The sequence below is a fragment of the Subdoligranulum sp. APC924/74 genome (genome assembly GCF_003324125.1).
GTDB classification, from domain to species: Bacteria; Bacillota; Clostridia; order Oscillospirales; family Ruminococcaceae; genus Gemmiger; species Gemmiger qucibialis.
Window position 1 is genome coordinate 58419 of sequence record NZ_PSQF01000002.1, and the last position, 25001, is coordinate 83419.

General features: G+C 51.6%; 21 protein-coding genes. All 21 read left to right on the plus strand.

The window, feature by feature from the left end; genetic code table 11:
* Window positions 1-1027 precede the first annotated feature (1027 nt).
* Window positions 1028-5905 carry an N-6 DNA methylase gene (locus C4885_RS01495; RefSeq protein WP_242979451.1) on the plus strand — a complete coding sequence of 1626 codons (4878 nt, stop codon included), beginning with the start codon at window positions 1028-1030 and terminating at the stop codon, window positions 5903-5905.
* 69 nt (window positions 5906-5974) lie between these two features.
* Window positions 5975-6694 carry a CAP domain-containing protein gene (locus C4885_RS01500; protein ID WP_158538773.1) on the plus strand — a complete coding sequence of 240 codons (720 nt, stop codon included), beginning with the start codon at window positions 5975-5977 and terminating at the stop codon, window positions 6692-6694.
* 64 nt (window positions 6695-6758) lie between these two features.
* Window positions 6759-7025: a type II toxin-antitoxin system prevent-host-death family antitoxin gene (locus tag C4885_RS01505; protein WP_078784621.1), complete on the plus strand. Its 267-nt coding sequence runs from the start codon at window positions 6759-6761 to the stop codon at window positions 7023-7025.
* Entirely contained in the window at window positions 7022-7372 is a 351-nt protein-coding gene (locus C4885_RS01510) for a type II toxin-antitoxin system RelE/ParE family toxin (RefSeq protein WP_113998730.1), read from the plus strand. Before C4885_RS01505 ends, C4885_RS01510 begins: the two co-directional genes overlap by 4 nt.
* A 57-nt stretch (window positions 7373-7429) precedes the next feature.
* The gene (locus C4885_RS16245) at window positions 7430-7825 is read left to right on the plus strand and encodes a hypothetical protein (RefSeq protein WP_147237729.1); all 396 of its coding nucleotides are present in this window, start codon (window positions 7430-7432) and stop codon (window positions 7823-7825) included.
* 74 nt (window positions 7826-7899) lie between these two features.
* Window positions 7900-8313: a hypothetical protein gene (locus tag C4885_RS01520; RefSeq protein WP_147237731.1), complete on the plus strand. Its 414-nt coding sequence runs from the start codon at window positions 7900-7902 to the stop codon at window positions 8311-8313.
* Window positions 8310-9056 carry a DUF3849 domain-containing protein gene (locus C4885_RS01525; RefSeq protein WP_113998733.1) on the plus strand — a complete coding sequence of 249 codons (747 nt, stop codon included), beginning with the start codon at window positions 8310-8312 and terminating at the stop codon, window positions 9054-9056. The genes C4885_RS01520 and C4885_RS01525 overlap by 4 nt, the downstream gene beginning before the upstream one ends.
* Window positions 9057-9123: 67 nt before the next feature.
* Window positions 9124-13731 (plus strand): collagen binding domain-containing protein, encoded by a 4608-nt coding sequence (locus tag C4885_RS01530; protein WP_113998734.1) that lies wholly within the window; start codon window positions 9124-9126, stop codon window positions 13729-13731.
* Between the two features lie 135 nt (window positions 13732-13866).
* Window positions 13867-15636: a SpaA isopeptide-forming pilin-related protein gene (locus tag C4885_RS01535; protein ID WP_113998735.1), complete on the plus strand. Its 1770-nt coding sequence runs from the start codon at window positions 13867-13869 to the stop codon at window positions 15634-15636.
* A 6-nt stretch (window positions 15637-15642) separates the two neighbouring features.
* Window positions 15643-16446, plus strand: coding sequence for a phosphoadenosine phosphosulfate reductase (locus tag C4885_RS01540; RefSeq protein ID WP_242979445.1), 804 nt, complete (start codon window positions 15643-15645; stop codon window positions 16444-16446).
* A 3-nt stretch (window positions 16447-16449) separates the two neighbouring features.
* Complete coding sequence (locus C4885_RS01545; RefSeq protein ID WP_113998736.1) at window positions 16450-16854, plus strand: recombinase family protein; 405 nt, start codon at window positions 16450-16452, stop codon at window positions 16852-16854.
* Between the two features lie 151 nt (window positions 16855-17005).
* The gene (mobC, locus tag C4885_RS01550; protein WP_371681611.1) at window positions 17006-17314 is read left to right on the plus strand and encodes a plasmid mobilization relaxosome protein MobC; all 309 of its coding nucleotides are present in this window, start codon (window positions 17006-17008) and stop codon (window positions 17312-17314) included.
* Window position 17315: 1 nt separating this feature from the next.
* On the plus strand, window positions 17316-18764 hold the full coding sequence (locus C4885_RS01555) for a relaxase/mobilization nuclease domain-containing protein (protein ID WP_113998738.1): 1449 nt from the start codon (window positions 17316-17318) through the stop codon (window positions 18762-18764).
* A complete protein-coding gene (locus C4885_RS01560; protein WP_113998739.1) occupies window positions 18694-19263 on the plus strand; it encodes a PcfB family protein in 570 nt (189 codons plus the stop codon). The genes C4885_RS01555 and C4885_RS01560 overlap by 71 nt, the downstream gene beginning before the upstream one ends.
* Window positions 19264-20088 (plus strand): hypothetical protein, encoded by an 825-nt coding sequence (locus C4885_RS01565; RefSeq protein ID WP_113998740.1) that lies wholly within the window; start codon window positions 19264-19266, stop codon window positions 20086-20088.
* Window positions 20089-20093: 5 nt separating this feature from the next.
* Window positions 20094-21935, plus strand: coding sequence for a VirD4-like conjugal transfer protein, CD1115 family (locus tag C4885_RS01570; RefSeq protein WP_113998741.1), 1842 nt, complete (start codon window positions 20094-20096; stop codon window positions 21933-21935).
* Window positions 21898-22224 carry a TrbC/VirB2 family protein gene (locus tag C4885_RS01575; RefSeq protein ID WP_371681612.1) on the plus strand — a complete coding sequence of 109 codons (327 nt, stop codon included), beginning with the start codon at window positions 21898-21900 and terminating at the stop codon, window positions 22222-22224. Before C4885_RS01570 ends, C4885_RS01575 begins: the two co-directional genes overlap by 38 nt.
* A gap of 81 nt (window positions 22225-22305) precedes the next feature.
* Window positions 22306-22899, plus strand: a complete 594-nt coding sequence (locus C4885_RS01580; RefSeq protein ID WP_113998743.1) for a type IV toxin-antitoxin system AbiEi family antitoxin domain-containing protein — start codon at window positions 22306-22308, stop codon at window positions 22897-22899.
* Window positions 22896-23750, plus strand: a complete 855-nt coding sequence (locus tag C4885_RS01585) for a nucleotidyl transferase AbiEii/AbiGii toxin family protein (RefSeq protein ID WP_113998744.1) — start codon at window positions 22896-22898, stop codon at window positions 23748-23750. The genes C4885_RS01580 and C4885_RS01585 overlap by 4 nt, the downstream gene beginning before the upstream one ends.
* Window positions 23751-23810: 60 nt before the next feature.
* A complete protein-coding gene (locus C4885_RS01590; RefSeq protein ID WP_113998778.1) occupies window positions 23811-24641 on the plus strand; it encodes a hypothetical protein in 831 nt (276 codons plus the stop codon).
* 1 nt (window position 24642) lies between these two features.
* Window positions 24643-24975, plus strand: a complete 333-nt coding sequence (locus C4885_RS01595; RefSeq protein WP_113998745.1) for a PrgI family protein — start codon at window positions 24643-24645, stop codon at window positions 24973-24975.
* The last annotated feature ends 26 nt before the right edge of the window (window positions 24976-25001 follow it).

Below are 25001 nucleotides of genomic sequence, written 5' to 3' on the forward strand. Positions count from 1 at the left end.
CAAAAAGTGGAACAAGCCCATCATTGACGCATCCGGCAAGTACATTACGGAGCAGGACATTACCGATGCACTGTGCAAAGGCGGCGGGTTTGAAGATAGCAAATTTCGCATTCAGCAATATCTCTCTGCACAGGTACTTCCTATCGAGGAAGATCAAGCCCGCTGGCTGAAAAAAGAATACGGCATCGGCGGCGGCACATGGTTCTTCCGTGATGGTGGGCGCGGCTTTCTTAACCACATGAGCAAAAATCTTGAGATCACCCGACGTACAGAGGACGGCGAGTATCGCCGCGTTTTGAAGTGGAAAGAGGTTGCCCAGCGCCTGCGGCTTTTGGTTTACAACGACCAGTATCTGACCGATGCCGAAAAAGCCCCCTATCAGGCATGGGCAGCAGAACAGCAAGCCGCCCGCGCAGCGAACGATGCCGCCCTCGATCATGCAAAACACGCCATCACGGATTTCTGTGAGAATGAGGGGCTAAACGAGCCGAATTTCTCCGACTTGACCCGCGTGGAGTTTGCTTACTCTACCACCGAGGACGATGAGCACGAAATCCAAGTGTATGCCAATCTTCTGCGGAACGAAATCCGCTATGAGGTTGACGGTAACATTGTCCATATCGACTACTTTCACGATAACCACGAGCTTGCCGCGCAGGGTATTGAAAACAGCGCTTTCTCGGATTTTATCAATACCGCCGAAGCAGAGTTTGAAAAGCATCATCCGACTACAAGAAAAGTCGAAAAATCACCTGTAACTATCGGCAGTACGGTTTATCTGGAAGATGCCAGACCCTTTACCGTCGAGGAAATCGGCAGAGAAAACATTCATCTGCGGGATGAAAGTTTCCCGCTGGTAGGCCGTGCCGTCAGCCATGAAGAATTTGCGCGGCTGCTTGCGGCCAACCCCAAAAATGCAGCACTATCCGCCCCGGAAGTTCCAAGCCGCCAAGAGCAGCCGGAAGAAACTGCCGAACCCATCGTGGGCGAAGTCATCGAAGAACCCAACCCCTTTGTGGCGCAGGTTATGGCGGACGCAGAACGGCTTTCGGCAGAAGATGAACCTTACCACCGCGAACCCATTACCTATGAAGCCCCTTATCTGGATAACCTGCCGACAGCACAGCGAGAAAAGTTTGCAGCCAACATTGCCGCCATCCAAAAGCTGAAAGAAATTGAGCAGCGCGTAGCGAACGGCGGCAGCCCTGCTTTTGAGGATGAACAGAGAATTTTAGCACAGTACACGGGCTGGGGCGGGCTTTCGGATGCGTTCGACCCGAACAAAAGTGCATGGTCGAACGAGTACAGCCAGCTGAAAGCAGCATTGTCTGAATCTGAGTATGAAGCTGCCCGCAGCAGCACCCTGACGGCGTTTTATACCCCCGCCACCGTTATCCACCCCATCTACCGTGCACTGGAGCGCTTCGGCGTAAAGGGCGGCAAAATCCTAGAACCCAGCATGGGCACAGGCGCATTTCTCGCACACGGACATTTTGGCAGCAGTGATGCCAAATTCTACGGCGTAGAATTGGACAGCATCACAGGCCGCATCTCAAAGCAGTTGTATCAAAAGGCCAATATCCAAGTGACCGGCTATGAAAATGCGCTTCTCCCCGACAACTATTTTGACTGCGTTATTGGCAATGTCCCTTTCGGTAATTTTCAAGTCAATGACCCGCAGTATAACCGGCTGCATTTTCCCATTCACGACTATTTCTTTGCCAAGAGCATCGACAAGCTGCGCACCGGCGGCATCATGGCGTTCATCACCTCCAGCGGCACATTGGACAAAAAGGATGACCGCGCCCGCAAGTACATCGCCGAGCGCTGCGACCTCATCGGTGCGGTGCGCTTGCCCAACAATGCGTTCAAGGGCAGCGGCACAAAGATCACGACCGATGTAATATTTCTGCAAAAGCGCGATACGCTGCGCCAGCAGGACGAGCCTTGGCTGCACCTTGCAGAAGATGCCAACGGCATTACCATGAACCGCTACTTTGTGGAGCACCCTGAAATGATTTGCGGCAGAATGGAGATAGTCTCCGGGCCGTATGGCCCGACTTCCACCTGCCAGCCAATAGACCCCGATGCGGTGGACCGTTTCGGAAAGCCGTTGTTGGAAACGCAAATCGACACTGCTATGCAGCACTTGACCGCCACGCTGACAAAAGCCGAAATCTCTGTGCAGGAAGAAAGCGGCGAGGATACCAAGTACATTGATGCCGATCCCTTTGTGCGTAATTTCAGCTACACGGTAAAGGACGATAAAATCTATTACCGTGAGGGCGCAGTCATGCGGGAATGTAATCCCAACGCAGCCTCTGCCGAGCGTATCCGCAAACTGGTGGAACTGCGCGACACCACCCGCGCATTGATCGATGCGCAGTTGCAGGACTTGTCGGACGAGGAAATCCACCGTCTGCAAGCCCAGCTTAACCGCCAGTATGATGCCTTCCGCGCCAAGCACGGCCTAATCAACAGCCGCAGCGCGGAGTTGTCTTTCCGGGATGACAGCAGCTACTATTTGCTGTGTTCACTGGAAAATGTCGATGAAAAAGGAAACTTTATCAGCAAGTCGGATATGTTCACCAAGAGAACTATTCGCTCTGCACAGATACCCGACCACGCCGACACGGCATCGGACGCTCTGGCACTGAGCATCGGGGAACGTGCCAAGGTCGATATGCCCTACATGATGCACCTTACCGGGAAAGATGAAGCGACGCTTGCCAAGGAACTGGCGGGCGTTATTTTTGTAGAGCCTTTCCGCAAACAGGAGGACGGCAGCCCTGTTTACCTTATGGCGGACGAGTATTTATCCGGCAATGTGCGCGAAAAGCTGCGCATTGCTCATGTTGCAGCCGACCAAGACCCGGCGTTCCGCATCAATGTAGAAGCGCTGGAGCAGGTGCAGCCCAAGGACTTGACGGCGGGCGAGATAACGGTCCGGTTGGGTGTCACATGGATTGGGCCGGAAATCATCAAGCAGTTTGCCGATGAACTTTTTCAGTCAACCTACCGCGAACAAAAAATAGCTGTCCGTTACAATGAATACCTGAATAACTGGTATATTTCCAACAAGAGCCAGGGCAACGATAATATCCGCGTCACGAACACCTACGGCACAAAACGTATCAACGGCTATCATTTGTTGGAGAACGCACTCAACCTGCGGGCCACCAAAATTTACGATACAATCTATGACGAAAACGGCAAGGAGCAGCATAAACTCAATGGTCCTGCCACCGAAGAAGCACAGGCCAAGCAGCGGATGATAGAAGATGCTTTTAAAGACTGGATTTTCAAGGACCGTGAACGCCGGGAAAGCTTGGTGGCGCTGTACAATGAAAAGTTCAACTGCATCCGCCCCCGTGAGTACGACGGCAGCCACATCCAGTTTTTCGGCATGAACCCGGAAATCGCGCTGCGGCCCCACCAGCGCAATGCCATTGCACATATTTTGTACGGGCACAACACACTGCTGGCGCACACTGTCGGCGCAGGAAAAACCTATGAGATGGTCGCCGCCGCGATGGAGAAAAAGCGATTGGGATTATGCAGCAAAACACTTGTCGCCGTGCCAAATCATCTGACAGGCCAATTTGCCAGTGAAGCGCTGAAGCTATACCCCAACGCAAACATTTTGGTGACAACGCAGCGCGATTTTGAAAAGTCAAACCGTAAACGGTTTTGCGCCAAAATCGCCACCGGCAACTATGACATTGTGGTAATCGGTCACAGCCAGTTTGAAAAGATTCCACTTTCCGATGCCAGAAAAGCCGAGTTTATCCGCAAGCAAATTGACGAACTGGAGATGCAGTTGGAGAGCATGGACAACAGCGACAGCCGTCTGACCGTCAAGCAGTTGGAAAGTAAGAAAAAGCAGTTGAAAACCAAGCTGTCAAATTTGCTGGACGCCCCGAAGCGGGATGATGTGGTGACTTTTGAGGAACTGGGCGCAGACTCCCTCATGGTCGATGAAGCACACAATTTCAAGAACCTCATGACCGTTACAAAGATGCACAACATCGCGGGTATCAGCACCACCGAGAGCCAAAAGGCCAGTGACCTGTTTATGAAGTGCCAGTACCTTGATGAAATCACCGGGGCGCGGGGCGTAACGTTTGCCACGGGCACCCCCATTTCCAACAGCATGACCGAGCTGTATACCATGCAGCGCTATTTGCAGCAGTACACCTTGGAACGCAACGGCCTTGCAAACTTTGATAGTTGGGCGGCCACCTTTGGCGAAACCGTCACAGCCATCGAACTTGCACCGGAGGGAACCGGCTACCGCACAAAAACACGCTTTGCTCGTTTTTTCAATCTGCCGGAACTTATGGCAATGTTCAAGGAATGCGCTGACATTCAAACAGCAGATATGCTGAAATTACCTGTCCCTGCCCTTGTGGGCGGCAAGCCGACCAACATCCAGCTAAAGCCCTCTGAAATACAAAAACAGATGGTAGCGGAATTGGGCGAACGGGCCGACAAAATCCGCAATAAAATGGTAAAGCCCTATGAGGACAATATGCTGAAAATCACCAACGACGGACGCAAATTGGCGCTGGATCAGCGCTTGATCGACCCCGACTTGCCCGATGATCCTGACAGCAAGGTCAATATCTGTGTGGGCAAAATTTTTGAGATATGGGAGCATACCATGCCTCAACGCAGTGCGCAGCTTGTTTTCTGCGATCTGTCTACGCCCAAGGCGGGCGTTTTCAATGTCTACGATGACATGAAAGCAAAGCTGATCGAACGCGGAATCCCCGAAACAGAAATTGCCTTCATCCATGAAGCGAACACCGATGCCCGCAAGACGGAACTTTTCGGAAAAGTTCGCAGCGGCGCAGTTCGTGTGCTGATGGGCAGCACGGCCAAAATGGGAGCTGGCACCAATGTGCAACAGCGTCTTGTGGCGCTGCACCATCTGGATGTGCCGTGGCGGCCATCTGATATTGAGCAGCGTGAGGGCAGAATATTACGACAGGGCAATGAAAATAAGGAGGTCTATGTTTTCCGTTATGTCACCGAAGGTACATTTGATGCCTACTCGTGGCAGCTTATCGAGAATAAGCAAAAATTCATCGGGCAGATCATGACCTCAAAATCTCCTGCTCGCAGCTGCAATGATATGGACGAGGCTGCACTGTCCTATGCCGAGGTAAAAGCATTGGCGGCTGGCAATCCGCTTATCAAGGAAAAGATGGACTTGGACGTGCAGTTGACCCGTCTTAAAACACTGAAAGCTGCCCATGACAGCCAGCGTTATGAACTGGAAAATAAAATTGCCATCGGCTTCCCGGCTGAAATCCGAAAATGCAAAGAACAGATTGAAAATGCCACAGTAGATGCTGTAACCGTAAAGGAACATTCCGTAGTGGATGCGGACGGCAAAGATGTTTTCTGTATCCAGTTGGAAAAGAAAGTTTACTACGAAAAAGAACCTGCGGGGAAAGCCCTGTTAGGTCTGCTGGGCTTGGCACTGAATAGCGAAAAGCCCGTACCTATCGGGTATTTCAAGGGTATGGAACTGCAAATCCAACATCTACCTTTTGGCAACGAGTACCATGCAAGATTGGCTGGCTCTGGTACATATAGCACTCAGCTGGGAGCTGATGTGCTAGGCAATCTGACACGCCTTTCCAATTTGGCAAATGGTATTGAACCGAGCATTGAAAAGACCCGCAATATGCAAATCCAGTTGGAACAGCAGCTTGCCAGCGCCGAGGAAGAAGTCAAGCGGCCATTTCCACAGGCAACGGAACTGACTGAAAAGAGTAAGCGTCTTGCGGTGCTGGAGGGACTGCTGAACATGAACGACAAAGACATTGTGACCGACACCGAGCCGGAACAACAGTGTCAGACCGACAATCGACAGCGTGGACAGGAGGAACGATAAATTTTATGATTAAAGGCAGAAAGACAAATCGTATACGCGACCACCCCAAGGATGAAAGGAGTAGTTTTTATGAAAAAATCTATTGTTGCATTGGGCATGGTATTGGCGCTGTCCGGGTGTGCAGCGGCAGCGGATGAAACTCTTGCGGCTGAACCGGCTGCACTGGTGGAAATCTCACCGGCCACCGAAGAAACTGCGCAGCCGGTGGAAGCTGCTGCAACTGCCGAACCTGCGCAGACTGCAACCCCTGCGCCGACACCCGAACCGACACAGACCCCCACGCCCGCGCCGACAGCAGAGCCTACGGCAGTCCCCACCGCAGAACCCACGCAAGCCCCGGTGGAGGAAACCGTAGCCGCCACTCCGGCACAGGTTAGTATGAGTTATGGTGCGGTGCCGTTCGACCTTGCAGCCGGCACGGAGCAATGGTGGAGCATCGACAGCAGCGACAGCGCATACTGGGCCGTGCAGGAGAACATCAACGCCATCCGTGCGGCGGCGGGACTTTCCCCGCTGGCAATGGACGGCGGGCTGAGCGCGGCGGCAGATGCCCGCTGCGAATGTTTTGTCGCGGGCGGTGCGTTCGACCACAGCGGCATGACTACCCGCAGCGAAATCTGCGCGGCAGGGCCTATCGGCTCGGCCAGCAGCGTATGCAGCTATTGGCAGAACAGTCCTGCCCACTATGCCAACATCACCAACGCCAGCTTTACGAGCATGGGTGTGGCCTGTTGGTTTTGCTCCACCGCCGAGGGGCAGTATACCTACTGGACTGTCACATTCAACTAAAACTCCCACTTGTTTTCATACACAAATTATGATATAATTTCTGTATGAAAGAGAGGTGCTATCTATGCCGAACATTCGTTCCAGCGCAGATTTGAGAAACAACTACAATGACATTTCCTCTTACTGCCATGCCTACAACGAGCCTGTCTTTATTACCAAAAACGGTAAGGGCGACCTTGCCGTTATGAGCATGGAAACCTATGAGGAAATGGCGGGCCGCATTGAACTGTACAGCAAGCTGCAAGAGGGCCTTGCCGACATTGACGCTGGGAACACGCGCCCCTTTGCCGATGTTATGGCTGATTTGCGCCACCGCAGGGAGCGCAGATGAAATACAACATTCACATTACCCACGCTGCCGAGCGCGATATGGCGAACGCCTACGACTATATCGACCTTGTACTGAAAAATCCAACTGCCGCCGACAAGCTGTTGGATGTGGCCGACGAAAAAATCGGAGCACTGGCAGAATTCCCGCACAAATTTGAAGTCGTTTCCGACAAACTGCTTTCCTTATGGGGAATCCGCTTCACCATCGTTATGAATTACCTTGCGTTTTACACGGTGGACGATGCCACGCAAACGGTGCATATCGTGCGGTTTCTCTACGGCAAAAGCAACTGGATCCCCATTCTGAAAACAGATGCAGCAAACGGAAGTTTACCGGTGTTCTCATAACCGAATATTTTATCTGGGCGCTCACTTTTGTGGGCGCTTTTTCTATTGGAGGAAAACATGATTTATGACGAACTTATTGAAGAATTAGCGTTGACCCTGCTTACAAAGGCAAGGTATGAGGGCTGTATTAGCGTTATAGACGGTTTCTCACAGTGCGAGGAGGATAAAACTCGCATAGAGTATCCTATTGACGGTGTTATGCGCATCATGCCGGTGGGCAGCGAAATCTGGCCGGAAGAGTGCGAACCGTTACTGAAAAAAATCGGTGCTGAAACGATTGGAGACGTTGCCGATTATCTAAACAAAAGCAAATCCGAAAATTCAAGTGCCGATGATGTTCTTTTTACTGCGTTGCTCAAAATCTGCTATGAGAATATGGACATGGACGGCAAGATGGTATTTTGGGAAGATATGCTTGAAAACAACTCCTTGGAATGGAGAGATGTTGAATGATTTGCATACACGAAGTGATTTATTCAGTATGCAGTCGTAATTTTTGTGGGATCTTATCTGCTTCGGAGGATTTTATGACGCACGATGAAATGATGAGTCTGTTAGCCAACACATTGGCAGATGCAGCCGGACACGCTGGCTGTTTACCTATTTTGGACTGTTTCAGCCCGCATCCGGGAGAGGAAGTAACCGTAAGCATTCCTATGTGTGACGACACGGTGGATATTGTGCTGGAAGATCTCGGTTTTCCGCACGAGTGGGAAGAATTGTTGGAGAACAGCGGTGCAGATACTATGGGCGACCTTGTTGATTACCTGTGCTATTGTTCGCAAAACAATATTTCTCTTGCCATTTCCCCTGAAGATGAGGAAAAGCTGTATGCAACGCTGATTGATGTCTGCTATGAAAATATGTCTTATGACAGGCAGGTCGATTTTTGGCGTCATGTGCTGGAAACCAATTCTTTGGTGTGCGAGGTAAAAGAATGACCCTGCAGGAGCAGCTCTGCGAAAAAATGCGGGTGGAGCAGAGCGCCTATTGCCTATGGCTGACCGCACAGCCGCCAGAAGAAATTCTACATCACGCCTACGAGTACAGCGTCCGTGAGGACATTATTCTTGCAACGGAAGAAATGAACCTCACCCCTGCACAGGTGCGGGCGCTGCTGAAATCTCCCGCGCCGCTGGCGGATGTGTATAAGGATTTTTCCAAGCTGGAAACCGATTATATGAGCATTGTGGCTCAGTGCGTGGAAGACCGTGCAGATGACTTGCTGAAAAAGGAGCAGCAGCAGAACCCACCAAAAGTATATCGACAGTCCGTCACTTATGCCCGCGAACACGGCGAATTGCAGCAGTACCATGCGTCTTGCCACTTGAATGAAAGGTGTCGGGACGAGATTGACGCAGCGCTTGCACAGCGCTTTGATGGTATGCGGCTGGGCGCTGGCGCTGTTGAACAGGTAGTGGCGGAATATGGTTTGGAGCGCACAAAATATGTGTTGGCAGCGGCCATTCAAACCCGTGATGGAGATGGTCGCATTTCGCTCATAAATAGAAAATGGGCAGATTCCATTCGCACGATCAAAGATATGGATCGCCGTGGATTTGACCGTTCCTGTTACTACGCTGACCTACAAGCGCATACCTGCCTATTGGACGGTTTTGTAAGCCAAGTGCGAAAATTTGAAAAAGCAAAAGGCCAGCCCGCCCAAGATACCCCCGAAAGATAACCGCAGCGTCTGCATTTTGCAGGCGCTTTTTTTCGTGAAAAAATCTCTGTTTTGAAAGGATTTCACAATGAAAGAAACACATTATAAATTGAAGCAACGCGTTACCGCGCTGTTTGCGGCGGCGGTAATGCTCTGCTCCATGCTGCCCGGTGCGGCGTTTGCGGAGGAACCCACACCGCAGCCCACCGAGGAAACCGTGCAGATGGAGCAGCAGACCGAGCCGTCTGAAACAGACAACGGCCAGACCGACGAGAGCAGCCCCGACCCCGGTGAGGATGTAACCGAAGCTACCCCGGAAACGGCAGAAGAGCAGCCCGCTGAAGAAGAAATCTCTGCTGCCGTTGTCGGCGCGGAACTGTACACTGACTTGCCCGATACACCCATTGGTTCCTACATCGGCAGCGAGGGTTTGCCGGTTGCCACTGGTGAAACTAAAATCGGTATTTCCGAGTGGCCCGAAAGCCAACTGGAAGAAACCAGCGACAGCTATCTGACCGCCGCTGCACTGGACAATGACGGTCTTACCATGGCAGCGCCCCTGTTGGACGGCGCAGACTATGCCATTGTTCCCATTATGGCGCAGGTCGAATATCCCGCAGACGGCAGCAGCACCGACATGATCCTGCCGGATGGCGTGACCTTGCTGGACTTTTACGGCGAACCCGCCACTGATGCCGATGCCTTGCTGCACAATAGCTACCATGAAACCTCTGCCGCCGTCATGGGCGTATATGTACAGGCCGCTGCCGATTTTAACGCACAGCTTGTCTACACCGGCTCGGACGGCAGCACGCAGACTAAAACGCTGTATGTCACCATTGACCGTGAACACACGGTGGCATCTCCGTTTGCTGATGCCGGTATTGCTGCCTACAGCGAACGCCCTATCCCCGACGTAACAAGTGGCAAGATCACCAAGGTTGCCAAGGTCAACGGCACTTGGCTGATCTGGTTCAACGGCGAACCCGCCTACTGCTGCACCCCCGGCGCAGACGGCCAGCCCAAGAACTGTCCAACGTACACTTATGTCAATACTTCTATGGTTGGCGCAGACCAGTATGTACCCGGCGACCACTATGGCAACCAGTACAGAATCTGGGGCGGTTTGACCCAGCTTTCGCTCGGTATGCAGGAGCTCCCTCCGGTTGCACTCTCCGCAGAAGCGCCGAGTTTGCTGGATTCCTGCCGCACGATCTATACAGATGCGCAGATGCAGATTATCGAGAATTACCCCGACAGCACCGCCGCTAAAATTCTTATGGGATCCGCACAGGCGCTGTTGGAGGGCACAGACGCCTACGCATCCGCCCGTGGCTACTACACCTATATCTATCAGCCAGGCCGCGCGGGCTGGCAGACTGTGGCTGTGATTGGCCCCGAAATCTCCGATGACGAACCGAATCCCAAACCCATCGTGCAGGAAATTTACGCCAACTGGGAAGCCCCTGCGCAGACCGCAAGCGGCAGCTTTGATTTTGACTACGGCATCATCACCGACAAGGTGCAGCTTAAAACCAATGAAAAGGTGGACGGCGCGACCATCGAGATTGAACCCATCACCAAAAGCGGTACTATTGACGGCGGCACATGGAATATTTCTCCCGCAGATAAACAGACCGTTACCACTTCTGGCCACACCAACGATGACAATTTCCAAAACAATGGCGGTGCTGCATCCGCAAGTTGGACGCTGCACTACTCCGTAAGCAAAACCACCGACAGCCGCAGCGGGCGAGTAGGCCCCTACACCACGCAGGATGAAGCCGATGCAGCCGCCGACAGCGCCCGCGATGCTGCGATTGCCGAGTTGCAGGGCGAGGCTCAGCGCATGGTGGACAATGCGGTTGCATCTGCAAAGGCAGAACTGGCGAACGTCAAATTCCGCTATGAGGAAGTGGGTGTTCCTTACGGTTTTGCAATGTATTGGGGCAGCAACGGCAGCAACCAGACTATTTCTGTACCGGCCAATTCCAACAATGCCTATCTGATGAAAAACGATGAATGGTCCTTGCAGGTCAACATCAAGAAAACCGACAGTGAAACCGGCAATCAGATTGCTGCCGACGCGCAATATGAGATTTTCCAGTGGGATACTGTAACAGGCAAATACCAGCCCACCGGCGGTTACAACACTTACAGTGTGCAGCGCCAAGGCGATGGCACTTATGCGGTCATCAACAGTGCAGCCTATGTGACCACGGATTCCATGCGGCATACCCTTTACTACACCCAGCGTAATACGGGCAAGTTTATCATCGTGGAAAGCAAAGCGCCCACAGGCTATTTTGGCGATTGGACAGACATCAATCATCCCGGCATGGCCAACACTCCGCTGGGCAAGCGCGGTTACTATATCGAAATCACCGAGGACAGCGACAATTCTGTAATCTGGCTGGACAACGCTGACTATAATGCCGATATTGCCGCTACCGACAAAGGCGGCACCAAACTTGTCACCAGTACAGGCGTAGAAACCACCGTTACCATCTACGACACTGCCAAGGATCCCCGTCGTACTTATAACACCGACAATAGCGGCAAGGCGGCCAATGAGGACAGCTACACAATCACGCCCTCAGACGGCGTTATGAAAAATGACCGCACCTTGGGCGAAATCAGCATCTCCAAGGTTGACCTTGATGCCGTGCGGTATGTGGGCGGCAGCACCGCCCACGGCACAGCCCTTGCCAGCGGGCAAGCTCACGGCGATGCCGCGCTGGACGGCGCGGTGTACGACCTTTACGCCGCCGAAGATATTACGCACCCCGATGGCGTGACCGGCGTAGTGGACTACTCCAAAATCGTGGATGCAGACGGCAATCCCATCTGGCACACCACAATCCGCGACAACAGCGGGCAGTGGATGTCTGATTATTTACCCGTTCTGAAAAAAGACCACCTTGTAGCCAGCGCTAAAATCGAGAATGGCTGGCTGTGCTTCAGCAATTTGTACCTCGGCAAGTATTATGTCGTAGAGCGCTCCACCGGCGTGGTTATCCCGCTGCGTGACGGCGCTCTTGTTGTTTCCAGCACCTATCCCACCGTGGACAGTCGCACCAAGGCAGCCACCGGGCAGACCGCCGCGCTTGCCAAGAACGGCAGCGGGCAGTACACGGATTGGGTGTACAAGAACCAGTTTTCTACAGTCTCTAAAGGTAAAGCGTTGGATGGCTCTTGGACTTACGATGCCTATTACCTGTCCTTTGCAGACGGCTATCTTGTCGATGAGCATAACTACTACATCACGCCTGCCTATTCTGATGAGGGTTGGTATGTAGAAAAGACCACCTTTGCCGACAACCGACAGGCAGCCGGTGAACAGATCGACAAGACCAGTTACAGCGCCAATTACCACATCCATGCTGACAATGCGCTGGCCGAGAGCCAAGACCAAGCGGCAAAAGGCAATGTGGAAATCAGCAAAATCGTATCCTCCAGCGGCCAAAGCAACGGACTGGAACTGGAGGGCGCGGGCTTTACATTCTTCCTTGTGTCCGACCTGTCCAAACTGAAGCAGTTTGAGCAGACCCGCAGCGGCAGCTACACCCTGCAAAGCATTTTGGATGCCTACATTGATAAGACCTACGATAACGAGCATCCGAAGTGGGATTTTTCTGCGGAAACGCAGGCCATCGCAAAGACCTATGAGGTCAACGCTGACGAAATTGCCGCGTACAACAAAACGTTGACTGCCGCAGGAGAAAACAAGAACGGTAAGGGCGATGGCTGGCAGCCCACCGGCAGCGCCAACGAATACCAGCTTGCCGAGATTTTCAGCAATGACACCGGGAATATTCGTGTGCAGGGCTTGCCCTATGGCACTTATCTGGTCGTGGAAACCACCGTACCGCACGACCTGTTCCAAGCTGAGCCTTTTATTGTCACCGTTGACCCCGAACAGGATAACAACCCGTGGGGCGCTATGGCCACCCCCAAGGACAGCGTAATGACAGGCTCTGACAGTTATCAGAAATTCACCGTACTGGACGAGGAAATCGAAGTTTATCTCCGCATCACCAAAGTTGACGAGGAAACCGGCAAACCGGTACTGCTGCCCGACACCGCTTTCCAAATCTATTGGCTGGACGAGCAGGGGCATTACCGTTATGACAGCAACGGCAACCCGAAACTCGTCACGATGACCGATACCGTCAACGGCCATCTGACAAAAGATGTAGACACTTTCTACACCAACAGCGAGGGCATCTTGACGCTGCCTGAAAAATTGCCGCTGGGTAAATATCGCATTGTGGAAGTCACCGGCCCGAACGGATTCTACAACGAATGGCTGGATTCTGCCGGATATGAAAACGGCATTTTGACCGACGATGCAGATGGCATCTACTATGTGGATTTTGAAATCACCACAGACCGCATTTATGCAGCCACCGGCGATAAAAACGAGAACGGCATGGATACCCTTGTGATTGGTGAAAACTACTCTAACCATGAGACGCTGGGCAAATTGACGATCCGCAAAACAGGCGAGGTCTTAGCTGGCTGGAAAACAGAAGTTGGCGCACTTGACCCGTGGATGACCGGCGAGGCCGAGGACGGCAATTTTGTGTATGAAACCCGCCCGCTGGCCGGTGCGGAATACACCATCACCGCCGCCGAGGATATTTATACGCAGGATCGGCAGACCGACAATTATGGCAACCGCACGCTCTGGTAGGCCAAGGGCGATGTAGTCGCCGTAGTCACCACCGGCGACGGCAGCGCAGACATTGCCGCCTTTGCCCCTGCCCGCACCAAGGCCACCTACGATTTCCTGTCCGTAATCCATGACGGCACGATTGGCGAAGTCAGTGTGACCCTGCCGCTGGGCAGCTACCACATTGAGGAAACCAAGCCGCCTTACGGCTATATCGGCACCACTGAAAGCTATGATGTCACCTTTGCATGGGATAACGAACTGAACGATGTGGTTATGGCCACGAGCATTGCCAAGGTTGACGGCGCTGCATCTTCCCAGAGTTTTGAGGTCGTGCGCAGCAAGGATGCCAACGCAGATTTCATCGAGCAGCAGACCTTGAAATTCTACAATGACCGCGAAAAAGCCAAAGTCGGCGTTTACAAGGTTGACCGCGAAACCGGCAAATACCTTGCCGGTGCAGTATTCAACCTGTACACGGCTGATGATATTTACAGCGTTGACGGCAAACTGCTGTTTGCAGCGGGCGAACTGGTCGCCACCAGCCCCGAAACCGGCGCAGACGGCTACACCTATTTTGACTGCGATATTCCCATTCGCGGCGAGTATTACGGCAGCAGCATCCGCAAGGACGCCACCACCAACAGCGGTAATTACATCGTCAAGGAACTCCGCGCCCCTCTCGGCTATTATGTCAACGAGGAGCCGATGGAGGTTACTTTCACCTATGACGGACAAGCTATTATGGTGCTGGATAACACTTGTTCCAATAAGCCTACGGAAATGTGGGTAAGCAAGCGCGACCTTACCAACGATGAAGAACTGCCCGGCGCTACACTTGCTATCAAGGACATGGATGGCAACATCGTAACCACATGGGTGTCCACCGATGAACCGCATCGCGTGACCGGGCTGCATTTCGGTGAATCTTACACACTGACGGAGATCCGCGCCGCCGATGGGTACGCACTGGCCGATAATATTACGTTCCGCCTGATTCAGAAAACTGACGAGGGCGGCAATCCTTTGGAGGAGTGCGAAGTTTACTATCTGACCACCAAGAACATTTTGTTCTGGAAGTGGGATGACTGGAGACTGCTGGACGATGCCACCGTTATTATGCGGGATGATATTACCAAGGTGCAGATTTCCAAGAAAGACCTTACCACCAAGGAAGAACTTCCCGGCGCAGAACTTACGCTTACCGATGAAAAAGGCAACGAAATTGACCGCTGGGTTTCTACCGATGCACCGCACTACATGGAAAGGCTGCCTGCTGGCAAGTATACTTTGACCGAGGTGACTGCCCCGGACGGTTATGCCATTGCGGAGCGCATGGAGTTTGAGGTGCTGCCCAACGGTGAGGTGCAGACCTTTGAAATGTTTGATGATACCATCAAGGTAAAAATTTCCAAGGTAGACATCACCACCAACGAAGAACTTCCCGGCGCAGAACTGGTTATCAAGGACAAGGACGGCACCGAGATTGACCGTTGGATTTCCACAAACGGACCACATTATGTGGAAAAGATGCCAGCAGGAGATTATACACTGACGGAAATCACCGCACCCAACGGCTACAAGGTTGCAGAAAGTATCGACTTTACCGTTCTGCCCACCGGCGAGATTCAGACCGTGGTAATGAAAGATGCTCGCGAGGACACCCCGACACCTACCCCCGACAACACGCCGACCCCGAACCATACCCCGCAGCCAACGCCGAACACGACCCCAGCGCCCGCTGCACCCACTGCACCCCCCACGCCGCTGCTGACGATTCCTAAGACCGGCGATAATTCTCCGCTGGGGTTGCTGCTGGCGATTGCGGGAATCTCTCTTGTAGGGTTGGCAATTTTGATCTATAAGAGTGCCCGCAGCAAGGAATTGGCTCCCCGCACCGATGAGGATAATGACACCGAGGAATAAGCAAAAATGAAGTACACTTATCAGACGGACGGTCCACGCGGACCGCCCGCTTTTTATTGGAGAAAAAACATGAAACATATTTTAAGTTGCAGTTTCGGAAAAGACAGTATCGCCACCGCGCTGCTGGCCTTGCAGCATGGTGAACCGCTGGACGAACTTGTGTATTGCGAGGTCATGTTCAGCGAGGAAATATCCGGCGAGCTGCCCGAACACAACCGATTTATCCACGAAACGGCAATCCCGTATTTTGAACAGCGCGGCATCCCAACACGGGTTTTGCGCTCCGAAAAGACCTATCTATCCTGCTTTTACCATGTTGTCACACGAGGAAAAACCAAGGGGATGCTTTCGGGATTCCCTCTGAGTGGGCGCTGTACAATTCAGCGGGATTGCAAGCTGCCGCCGATCAAGGCATATCAGAAGGCATTGCCCCCGGACACGGTGCAGTACATCGGCATCGCCGCAGATGAACCCAAGCGACTGGCACGATTAAAGCCCGGTCAGATTTCTTTGCTGGACAAGTACCATGTGGCCGAACCCGAAGCGAGGTCTATGTGCGCAGCTGAGGAGCTGCTGTCCCCACTGTATGACTTCACTAAACGCGGGGGTTGTTGGTTTTGCCCGAACGCGTCAATCAGCGAACTGCGGCATCTCTACAGATACCACCCCGAACTCTGGCAGCTTTTGCTTGAATTACAGGACGTGCCGAATAAACCCACCGAACGTTTTAGTTGGCGGCGAACTTTTCGTGAGATAGACGAACGCTTTCGGCAGGAGGGCGAACAACTAAGTTTTTATGAGGAACGGTGAACAATGGACGAACAGAAAAGACTCCGCGCGTGGGTGTACGCGCGTATTCCCGGTGACTATGACGGCACAATGAACAGCTATAAAGTTTGCTCAATGCAGGCTCTGCATGACGGCTGTGATATTGTCGGTGGAAGCATTGACGAGCGCGGCGGCTGGCTGCTGCGTCCCGGCTACCGCGATATGATGCAGCAGATTAAGGGTGGAAAAGTTGACCGCGTTTACATCTGCCGTATGCGGCAGATCAGCGGCAAGGAGCGCCACTTGTACTCCTTTTTCAAGCGGCTCATGCAGCACGGTGTACAGGTCACGGCGATGGAATACAGCCTGCGTGACCGGGTTAATATGTTTCGGCTGGCTCGTCGTGTCGAACGTTATGCGACCCGAAAGAGGCGGCAACTGCCGTGGTGATTTTCAGCAAGCGGCGTACTGTGCCTATGGCACAGTACGAGCAAGCATGTCATTTTGCTGTCATGACAGCAAAACGACCACTTGTTAGGGGGCCCCCCTAAGACCCCGTGGACTTTGCCGCCGTATTTTACAAAAAAGGAGGTGCGCGATTATCACAAAACGAAAAAAGCAGTTGACTGTCCGTTTCACGGAGGAAGAATATGCAGCCTTAAAAGGAAAGTGCGAAATTGCGGGCATGAAAATGGAGCCGTTTGTTCGTGCGCTGGTGGAGGGGTGCAGAATCAAACCCGCACCACCCAACAGCTACAACAAGCTGCGCCAGCAGTTGGCGGCCATCGGCAACAATTTGAATCAGTTGACCCACATTGCAAATGCGACAGGCCGAGTAAGTGCTTCACAGTTGGACAGAGCGCAAAGCCTACTGGAAGATATGTGGCGCTGTGTGAGGGATAGTCTTTGATATGGCATATACCAAAATTATCAAGGTGAAGTCGAACTTGAATCTGTGTTTAGACTACACAAGCAATCCAAAGAAAACAGAGCGCCGAAGTGCAGAGGACTTAAACAGGCTGCTTAGTTACACCCAAAGCAATGATAAAACCGAACACCAATTATATGTAAGCGGATTTAACTGCATACCGCAAAACGCCTATGAAATTATGATGGAAACCAAACAGCGCTGGCGCAAGCCTGTAAAAGACGGCAACATTTTGGCCTATCATATTATTCAAAGTTTTTCTCCCGGTGAAGCCACGCCCGACCAAGTGCACCAAATCGGCTGCGAGTTTGCGCAACGCTTTCTCGCAGATCGGTTTGAATGTACTGTGTCAACTCACCTTGACCGAGGGCATCTGCATAATCATATAGTTGTTAATTCTGTGTCCTATGCTGACGGCAAAATGTTCCGAAGCGATTTCAATACCTATTATAAAGGTATCCGCGAAACTTCCGATGAACTTTGCAGAGAGAATCGGCTGTCCGTAATCGAAACGGACGGCAAGGGAAAATCTTATGACGAGTGGCTAAGCGGTCAGACCGGCAAGCCTACCATTCGTGGTATGGTACGCAAAGATGTGGAACAGGCTATTGCTGCCGCCGACAGCTTTGATGGCTTTATCACGGAATTGCAGAACATGGGCTACACGGTCAAATATGGCCCGCGTGTGGAACACATGGCTGTGCGCCATAAAGACGCCCAGCGAAATATCCGCATTGACCGGCTCGACCCGCGCTTTTCTGAAACAGCGCTGCGGGAGTACTACCATAAACTGCACCGTATGCCCACCGAAATGCAGCAAGAATACCGGCAGGAAAACGCCCCGGCAAAACCGAAATGGCAGCCCACAGAATTACAGCCCACTGTGCAGCGGGCGAGGTATCGCGGCAAGCTGCCGCGCCGGTATCCGAAGGTATCCGGCTTTATGGCTTGCTACTATCACTACTGCGCCCTGCTGCGGAAAGCCTACCACGGCAAGGCAACAAAGCGCTGCTACTTTTTGCTGCGTGAGGATTTTCTGCTGTTCAGCCGATACCAGCAGCAAACGAAATTCCTATGGGAAAACCATATTGAAACTATGGATGAACTGCTGGCCTACAAGGAAAATGCAGAAGTCCAAATCCAACAGCTTGCCCGCCAGCGCAAAGTTCTGTATCGCCAAAAACGTGAGCCGGAACGTGCCGCGCGGGAAGAAAAAATCAAATCACTGACCCAGCAAATGAAAGCCCTGCGCCATGAGGTTTACATCTGTTCCGACATCGAAACAGATGCTGCCGAGGTGCAGGAAAAACTACGGCAAGCAGAACTTGCCGCACAGGAAGAACGAAATGAGGTGAAACAAGATGAACAACGGAGGCGAAGCAGCCGATCAGATGGTGCGGGAAGCCTTACAGGTTACCGAAGTAGCCATTAAGCTGTCTGCGCTGGGTATTAAAAATGCACTGGCCTTATCGCTGGCCTATGCCAAGGAAAATCCTAAAGTGAAAGGCAAAACTAGCCTTGACCGTCTGTTGCGGGAGGGAAAGGAACTAAAAATTATTGCCCTGCAAAGCAAAGACGTGGGACAGTTTAAGGAATTGGCCAAGCAGTACGGCGTTTTATTCGCGGTCATCAAGGATAAGGCACAGAACGAAAAAGTTGACGTCATGTTCAAAGCCGAAGATGTCGCCAAACTGAACCGTATCTATGAGCAGCTTGGGTATGCCATTCCCAAGGTCACTACGGCAGACCGAAAAAAAGACCCAACCCGCCGTCAATCCGGCGACAGCTTGTTGACGCGCGGGAAGAATCCTTTGGATATTGACCCACGCCCATCTGTGCGAGCCACAATTATGGCACTGAAAAATGCAGCGCAGAAGGCAGAACAGGCGCAGGAAAAAGTGCAGGATATTACTGCGAAGGAGGAGCGATAAATGTACGAACAGCAATTGCCCATCGAGGAGTGGAAAGCCAAAAAGCAAGCCGAACTTAAAGAAACCATTGCGGCGCAAAAATCCGTATTGCAGGAAGTTGTGCAGGATGGCCAGCGCCTTGCCGACTATCTGTACGGCAGGGGGCGGCTTGGTAGTCATATCACATCCGGCAATGCAGCACTTGTGCTGCAAACCCTGCCGCAAGCGCGGGCCGTATTGACCGCCAAAGACTGGGATAAATTCGGGCGGCGCGTAAACAAAGGGGCAAAAGGCATCCCGCAGCTTGTGCGCGTCAATGGTTATTATAATGTCGGCTCAATTTTCGATGTGTCCATGACCTACGGCAATAAGCCGTATCCGATTCCTGAAATTAAGCCGGAGCAGATGGACAAGGCCATCAAGGAACTGGAGCGCCTTTCCCCGGTCAACATCATATTTCAAAACGAGGGCGTTGTCGGGTACGATGCCGAGCAACACGCGATTGTGTTCCCAACGGCCATGCCGCAGCGTGAAGTGCTGGCACGACTGCCCGCCGAAATCGTCATTGCAACCGCAGAGCAGCACACGCCGGGTATCTCCCAAGCGCCTTATCTGCGAAAAACAGCAATGGCCGTTTCGGTGGAGTTTTGCGGGCGGTTTTCCCTGCCGATGCCCGATACCGCTGCCGCTACACTGGACGGGATGGACACCCACATTCCACCCGGTGAGGAACGCAAAACACTGGAAGAAATTCGGGAACTGTCTGTGACTATTGGAGACACTGTGGAAAAGGCACTCGGTTTGCAGCGCGGCCAAAGCTCACCGCAGCGGGACGAGGCCCGCTAAACATCATGCGCCCGAATAAAGACCGCCGCACAGAAATTATTCTGTACGGGCTGTTGCTGATACCGCTGCTGTTTGCTGCCGCAGCGCTGGCACAGGCAACTGAACAGGCGCAGGGGCTGGCAGAAATCACCGTTGTACTAAGCTCTATTCTCAACAATCCTATGGCATTGAAATGGTGCGCCAGCACTCCAAAATTTCTGCTGGCGGTGCTGGTGCTTTATCCGTTGGCCGTCTACTGCTATATGCTCGACCAAGCAGACCGCCACCCCGGCGCGGAACATGGTACGGCCAAGTGGGGCAGCGCCCACAGACTAAACATCAAGTACCGCAACACCAAAGACTCCAAAGAAAATTACATCTTGACCGAGAATGTACGCTTCAGCACCGACAGCCACGCGCATAAACATAATCTCAACATTATCGTAATCGGCGGATCTGGCAGCGGCAAGACACGCTTTTATGTGAAGCCCAACGCGCTGCAACTGATTGGCTCTTATCTTTTTCTGGACCCCAAAGGGGAGTTGACACGCACCCTCGGCAGAATCATGGAAACGAAAGGTATCAGCGTGACAGTGCTTGACCTTGTGCATTTTCAAGGCCATTACAATCCGATGGCCTATCTCGAAACCGATGAGGACGCCATCAAGCTGGCGTTCGCCATTGTCAACAACACCAAACCCAAGGATGCCCCCAGCAGCGGTGATAAGTTTTGGGATGATTCTTCTGTGCTGCTGATCTCCGCACTGATTCTCTATCTCATGTACGAAGCCCCTGCCAGTGAGCAGAATTTTTCCACATTGATGTATATGATTCTGAATTGCCAAGTCAGCGAAAATGAAATGGTCGAGAACCCCTTGATGATGCTGTTTGGAGAACTGGAGCGCCGCGACCCGCAGCACCCCGCTGTCCTGCAATTCAAGTCTTTTATGTTGGGTGCGAAAAAGACGCTGCAATCCATTTTGATTTCGGCAGCGGCAAACTTGTACATGTTCAACTCCCGCAAGTTTGCAGAAATGACTTCGCGCGATGAAATGTTCCTGCCGCGTATGGGGCTGGAGCAGCGGGCATTATTTATTGTTTTGCCCGACAATGACACAACTTTTAATTTCATTGCGACGATGCTCTACACGCAGCTTTTCGACCAGCTTTTTCGTTTGGCAGATTCCACGCCGGAATACAACGGTGCGCTGCCGGTTCATGTGCGGCTGATGATGGACGAGTTTGCAAATGTTGCACTACCGAAGAATTTCAAGAATATTCTTGCTGTTTGCAGAAGTAGAAATATCAGCTGCGACATTATTTTGCAGAACATCGCCCAGCTAAAAAGCCTGTTCAAAGACGATTGGGAAGGCATAATCGGAAACTGTGACACCCTGCTTTACCTCGGCGGCAACGAGTACGGTACCTACGAATATCTTTCCAAAATTCTCGGCAAGGAAACCGAACGCACCAAAAGCCAAAGCATTGGCAAAGGCAGCCGGGGCAGCAGCAGCGACAGCCTGCAAACCGCTGGTCGTGAACTGTGTATGCCAGATGAAATTCGCCGTATGCGTGACGATGAGTGCCTGCTGCTGATGCGAAGCGAGGACCCTGTCATCGACAAAAAGTATAATCTGCTCCACCACCCGAATGTAAAATATACACCCGATGCAGGAGGTGAGCCTTATGTAATGCCGCCCGACTATATGGGTGACGCCGTCACTATCACAATGGACGCTGTTGCCGCAGCGACAGCACCCGAAATCACCGAAGAAATGTACGAACAGCTCGACTACTTAGAAAAACACCCGGAGGAAAATTATTATGAAAATGAAGAAAACTTCTCTCAATACGACCAAGGTGACTGACCGCAAAATCAAGCGCCTTTATCTTGTGGCGGCGACGGTGGTTGCCGCTGCTTTTGTTATGGCCATGCCTGCGTTTGCAGATGACCCGCTGGCGACCATCAACAATCTGAGCGACTTTGTGTTCAGCGCTATCAAAGCCATTGGTGCGATCCTGCTGGGGTTCGGCATCGTGCAAATCGGCCTTGCCCTCAAAGGCCACGATGCCAGCCAGCGGGCACAAGGCTTTATGACGTTCTTCGGCGGCGTGGTCATTTACTTTGCAAAGGACATTTTGGATATGATTCTGTAAGCGATGCCGTCTCGTTGACTTTTATGCTAAATAAGCGTATAATGTTTAGCATAAAAGTCAATTCAAGAGAAGGTGTGTGCTATGGATTCTACAACGAAGATTATAGAGTTGGCTTCCCAAAATAATGGCATCGTAACTGCTGCTATGATTTCTTCTGCCGGAATATCACGCGGAAGTTTGAAATATTTGGCCGATACAGGCCGATTAGATCAGGTCTCCCGTGGGGTATATACCCTGCCGGAAGTTTGGGAGGATGAATTTGTATCCATTCAAGAACGATATAAGCGTGGTGTATTTGCATTGGATACCGCACTGTTTCTGCATGATTTGACTGACAGGACACCACACAAGTTTCACATGGCATTTCCCTATGGATATAATACATCCAGTCCAAAAGCAGCGGGGATTTTATGCTCTTGCAAGAAAGAGCCTTATTACAGTCTTGGAATCGCGCTGGTTGACACCCCTGCCGGAAATACAGTCTGGGCCTACAATGCAGAAAAAACCCTATGTGAAATTCTAAAGCCCATCAGCCACACGGATATTCAGATCATTACAGATGCATTCAAACGGTACGCTGGCCGTAAAGACAAGAACATTCCTTTGCTTTCGGAATATGCTCATCAACTACGCGTAGAAAAGCGGCTGCGTCCTTATTTGGAGGTACTATTATGAAAAACGCTATGCAGCTGAAAGCGATTATGAAAAAACTGGCGAAAGAAAACCAGATTTCCGCACAGCTTGTTCTGCAAAATTATATGCTGGAACGATTCTTGGAACGGGTATCATTATCCCCGTATCGGGATAATTACATTATCAAAGGTGGCTTTTTAATTTCCTCTATGGTGGGGCTGAACTCCAGAGCGACAATGGATATGGATGCTACCATAAAGGGTTATCCAGTTACGCAGGATACCGTCCAAAAAATGATAGAGAAGATTCTCACCGTTCCTGTTGACGATGACATCACATTTACATTCAAAAGCATTGGTGAAATCCGGGAGGGTGATGAATATACTGGATACCGCGTAGCTTTGACAGCCGATTTTCCGCCTATGGCAGTTCCCTTAAAGCTGGACATTACTACTGGCGATAAAATCACACCACGCGAAATTCAATATGACTACAAGTTGATGCTGGAAGATCGTCATATTCAAGTTATGGCATACAATTTGGCCACCATTCTGGCGGAAAAGCTGGAGACTGTAATATCTCGCAGTGACCAGAATACCCGGCCAAGAGATTATTATGATGTCTATATCCTTACCAAACTGCAAGCAGAAAATATAGACTTTCCCGCTTTAGGGGCGGCACTGATGGCTACAGCCAGTAAGCGAGGCTCTGATTCGATTTTGCAAGATTATAGAGCAATTGTGGAAACGGTGCGAAACAGCGAGATTATGCGTAGGCAATGGGATAATTACCGAAAAGATTTCGACTACGCTTCAACCATCAGCTTTGATGAAGTGTGTGATGCAGTTGCTTCTACAATGGACACCCTAATAACAAACAATTTTTTTAATTAAGCTATGCAGCTGGCAGACTTTCTGTCGGCTGTTTTCTTTTATCTGAAAGTGGGTGAAAACTTGAATCAAAACTGGATTGTTGAGAATCTGAACAATGCGTTCAGCACATGGAATGGAAAGCTGGGCGAGTTATGGGGGCTGGTGACAACCGGCCCCCAAACTTTTAAGGGCGGCGCAGTGTGGAGCGTGATGCAGACACTGCACAATGGTATGGTTGGCATTGGCTATGCACTGGTCGTGCTGTTCTTTGCTATATCGCTATGCAAAAACACAATGAATTTTCACGAGTTAAAACGCCCCGAAGCTGCGATCCATTACTTTCTCCGCTTTGTGGCGGCAAAAACACTTGTAGGCTATGGCATGGACATTATGCTGAATGTGTTTTCCATCTGTAACGGCATCGTCACAGATATGGCCGACAGCATGGGCGGTATCTCAGAAGCTATGGTGTCGCTGCCCGCAGAAATGCAGACCGCTATCGAAAATGTGGGATTTCTCGCCAGCATACCGCTATGGCTCGTAACGATTCTCGGCAGCTTGTTCATTACGGTGCTTTCCTTTGTAATGATCCTTACCGTGTATGGCCGCTTCTTCCGTTTGTATATGTACACAGCGCTGGCTCCGCTGCCGCTGGCGGCTTTTGCGGGGGAAAGCACACAATCCGTGGGCATATCATTTTTGAAAAGTTATGTCGGCGTGTGCTTAGAGGGTGCGGTCATTGTGCTGGCCTGCGTGATTTACTCGGCGTTTGTCAGTACGCCAACAGTAGCCAGCGGCGAGGCGACCACTATTGTGTGGAGCTACCTTGCCGAAACCGTGTTCAATATGCTCGTACTTGTGGGGCTAATAAAAGGCTCTGACCGAATTATCCATGAAATGATGGGGTTGTAATATGCAAATTCCGATAAATAAAGAAATCCGCCATTACCAAGAGGAAATCTTTTTGGGGCTGAATCTGCGGCAGATGATTTGCTCCGGCGCGGCCATTGCCGTGGCAGTTGCGGTCTATTTGGGGCTAACCCCGCTGTTGGGTCATGAAACGGCGGGCTGGGTCTGCATTGTGGCCGCCGCGCCGATTGCAGCAGCAGGATTTTTTACTTATGACTGTCTGACCTTTGAAAAATTTCTGCTTGTTGTAATAGACAGCACAGTTATCAGAAACGATTGGCGGCTATGGAAAACCGAAAACAAATATTGCAAAAAGAAAAAAGGTGATAAGCATTGAGACTAAGTGAGTACGCATCTACGCGA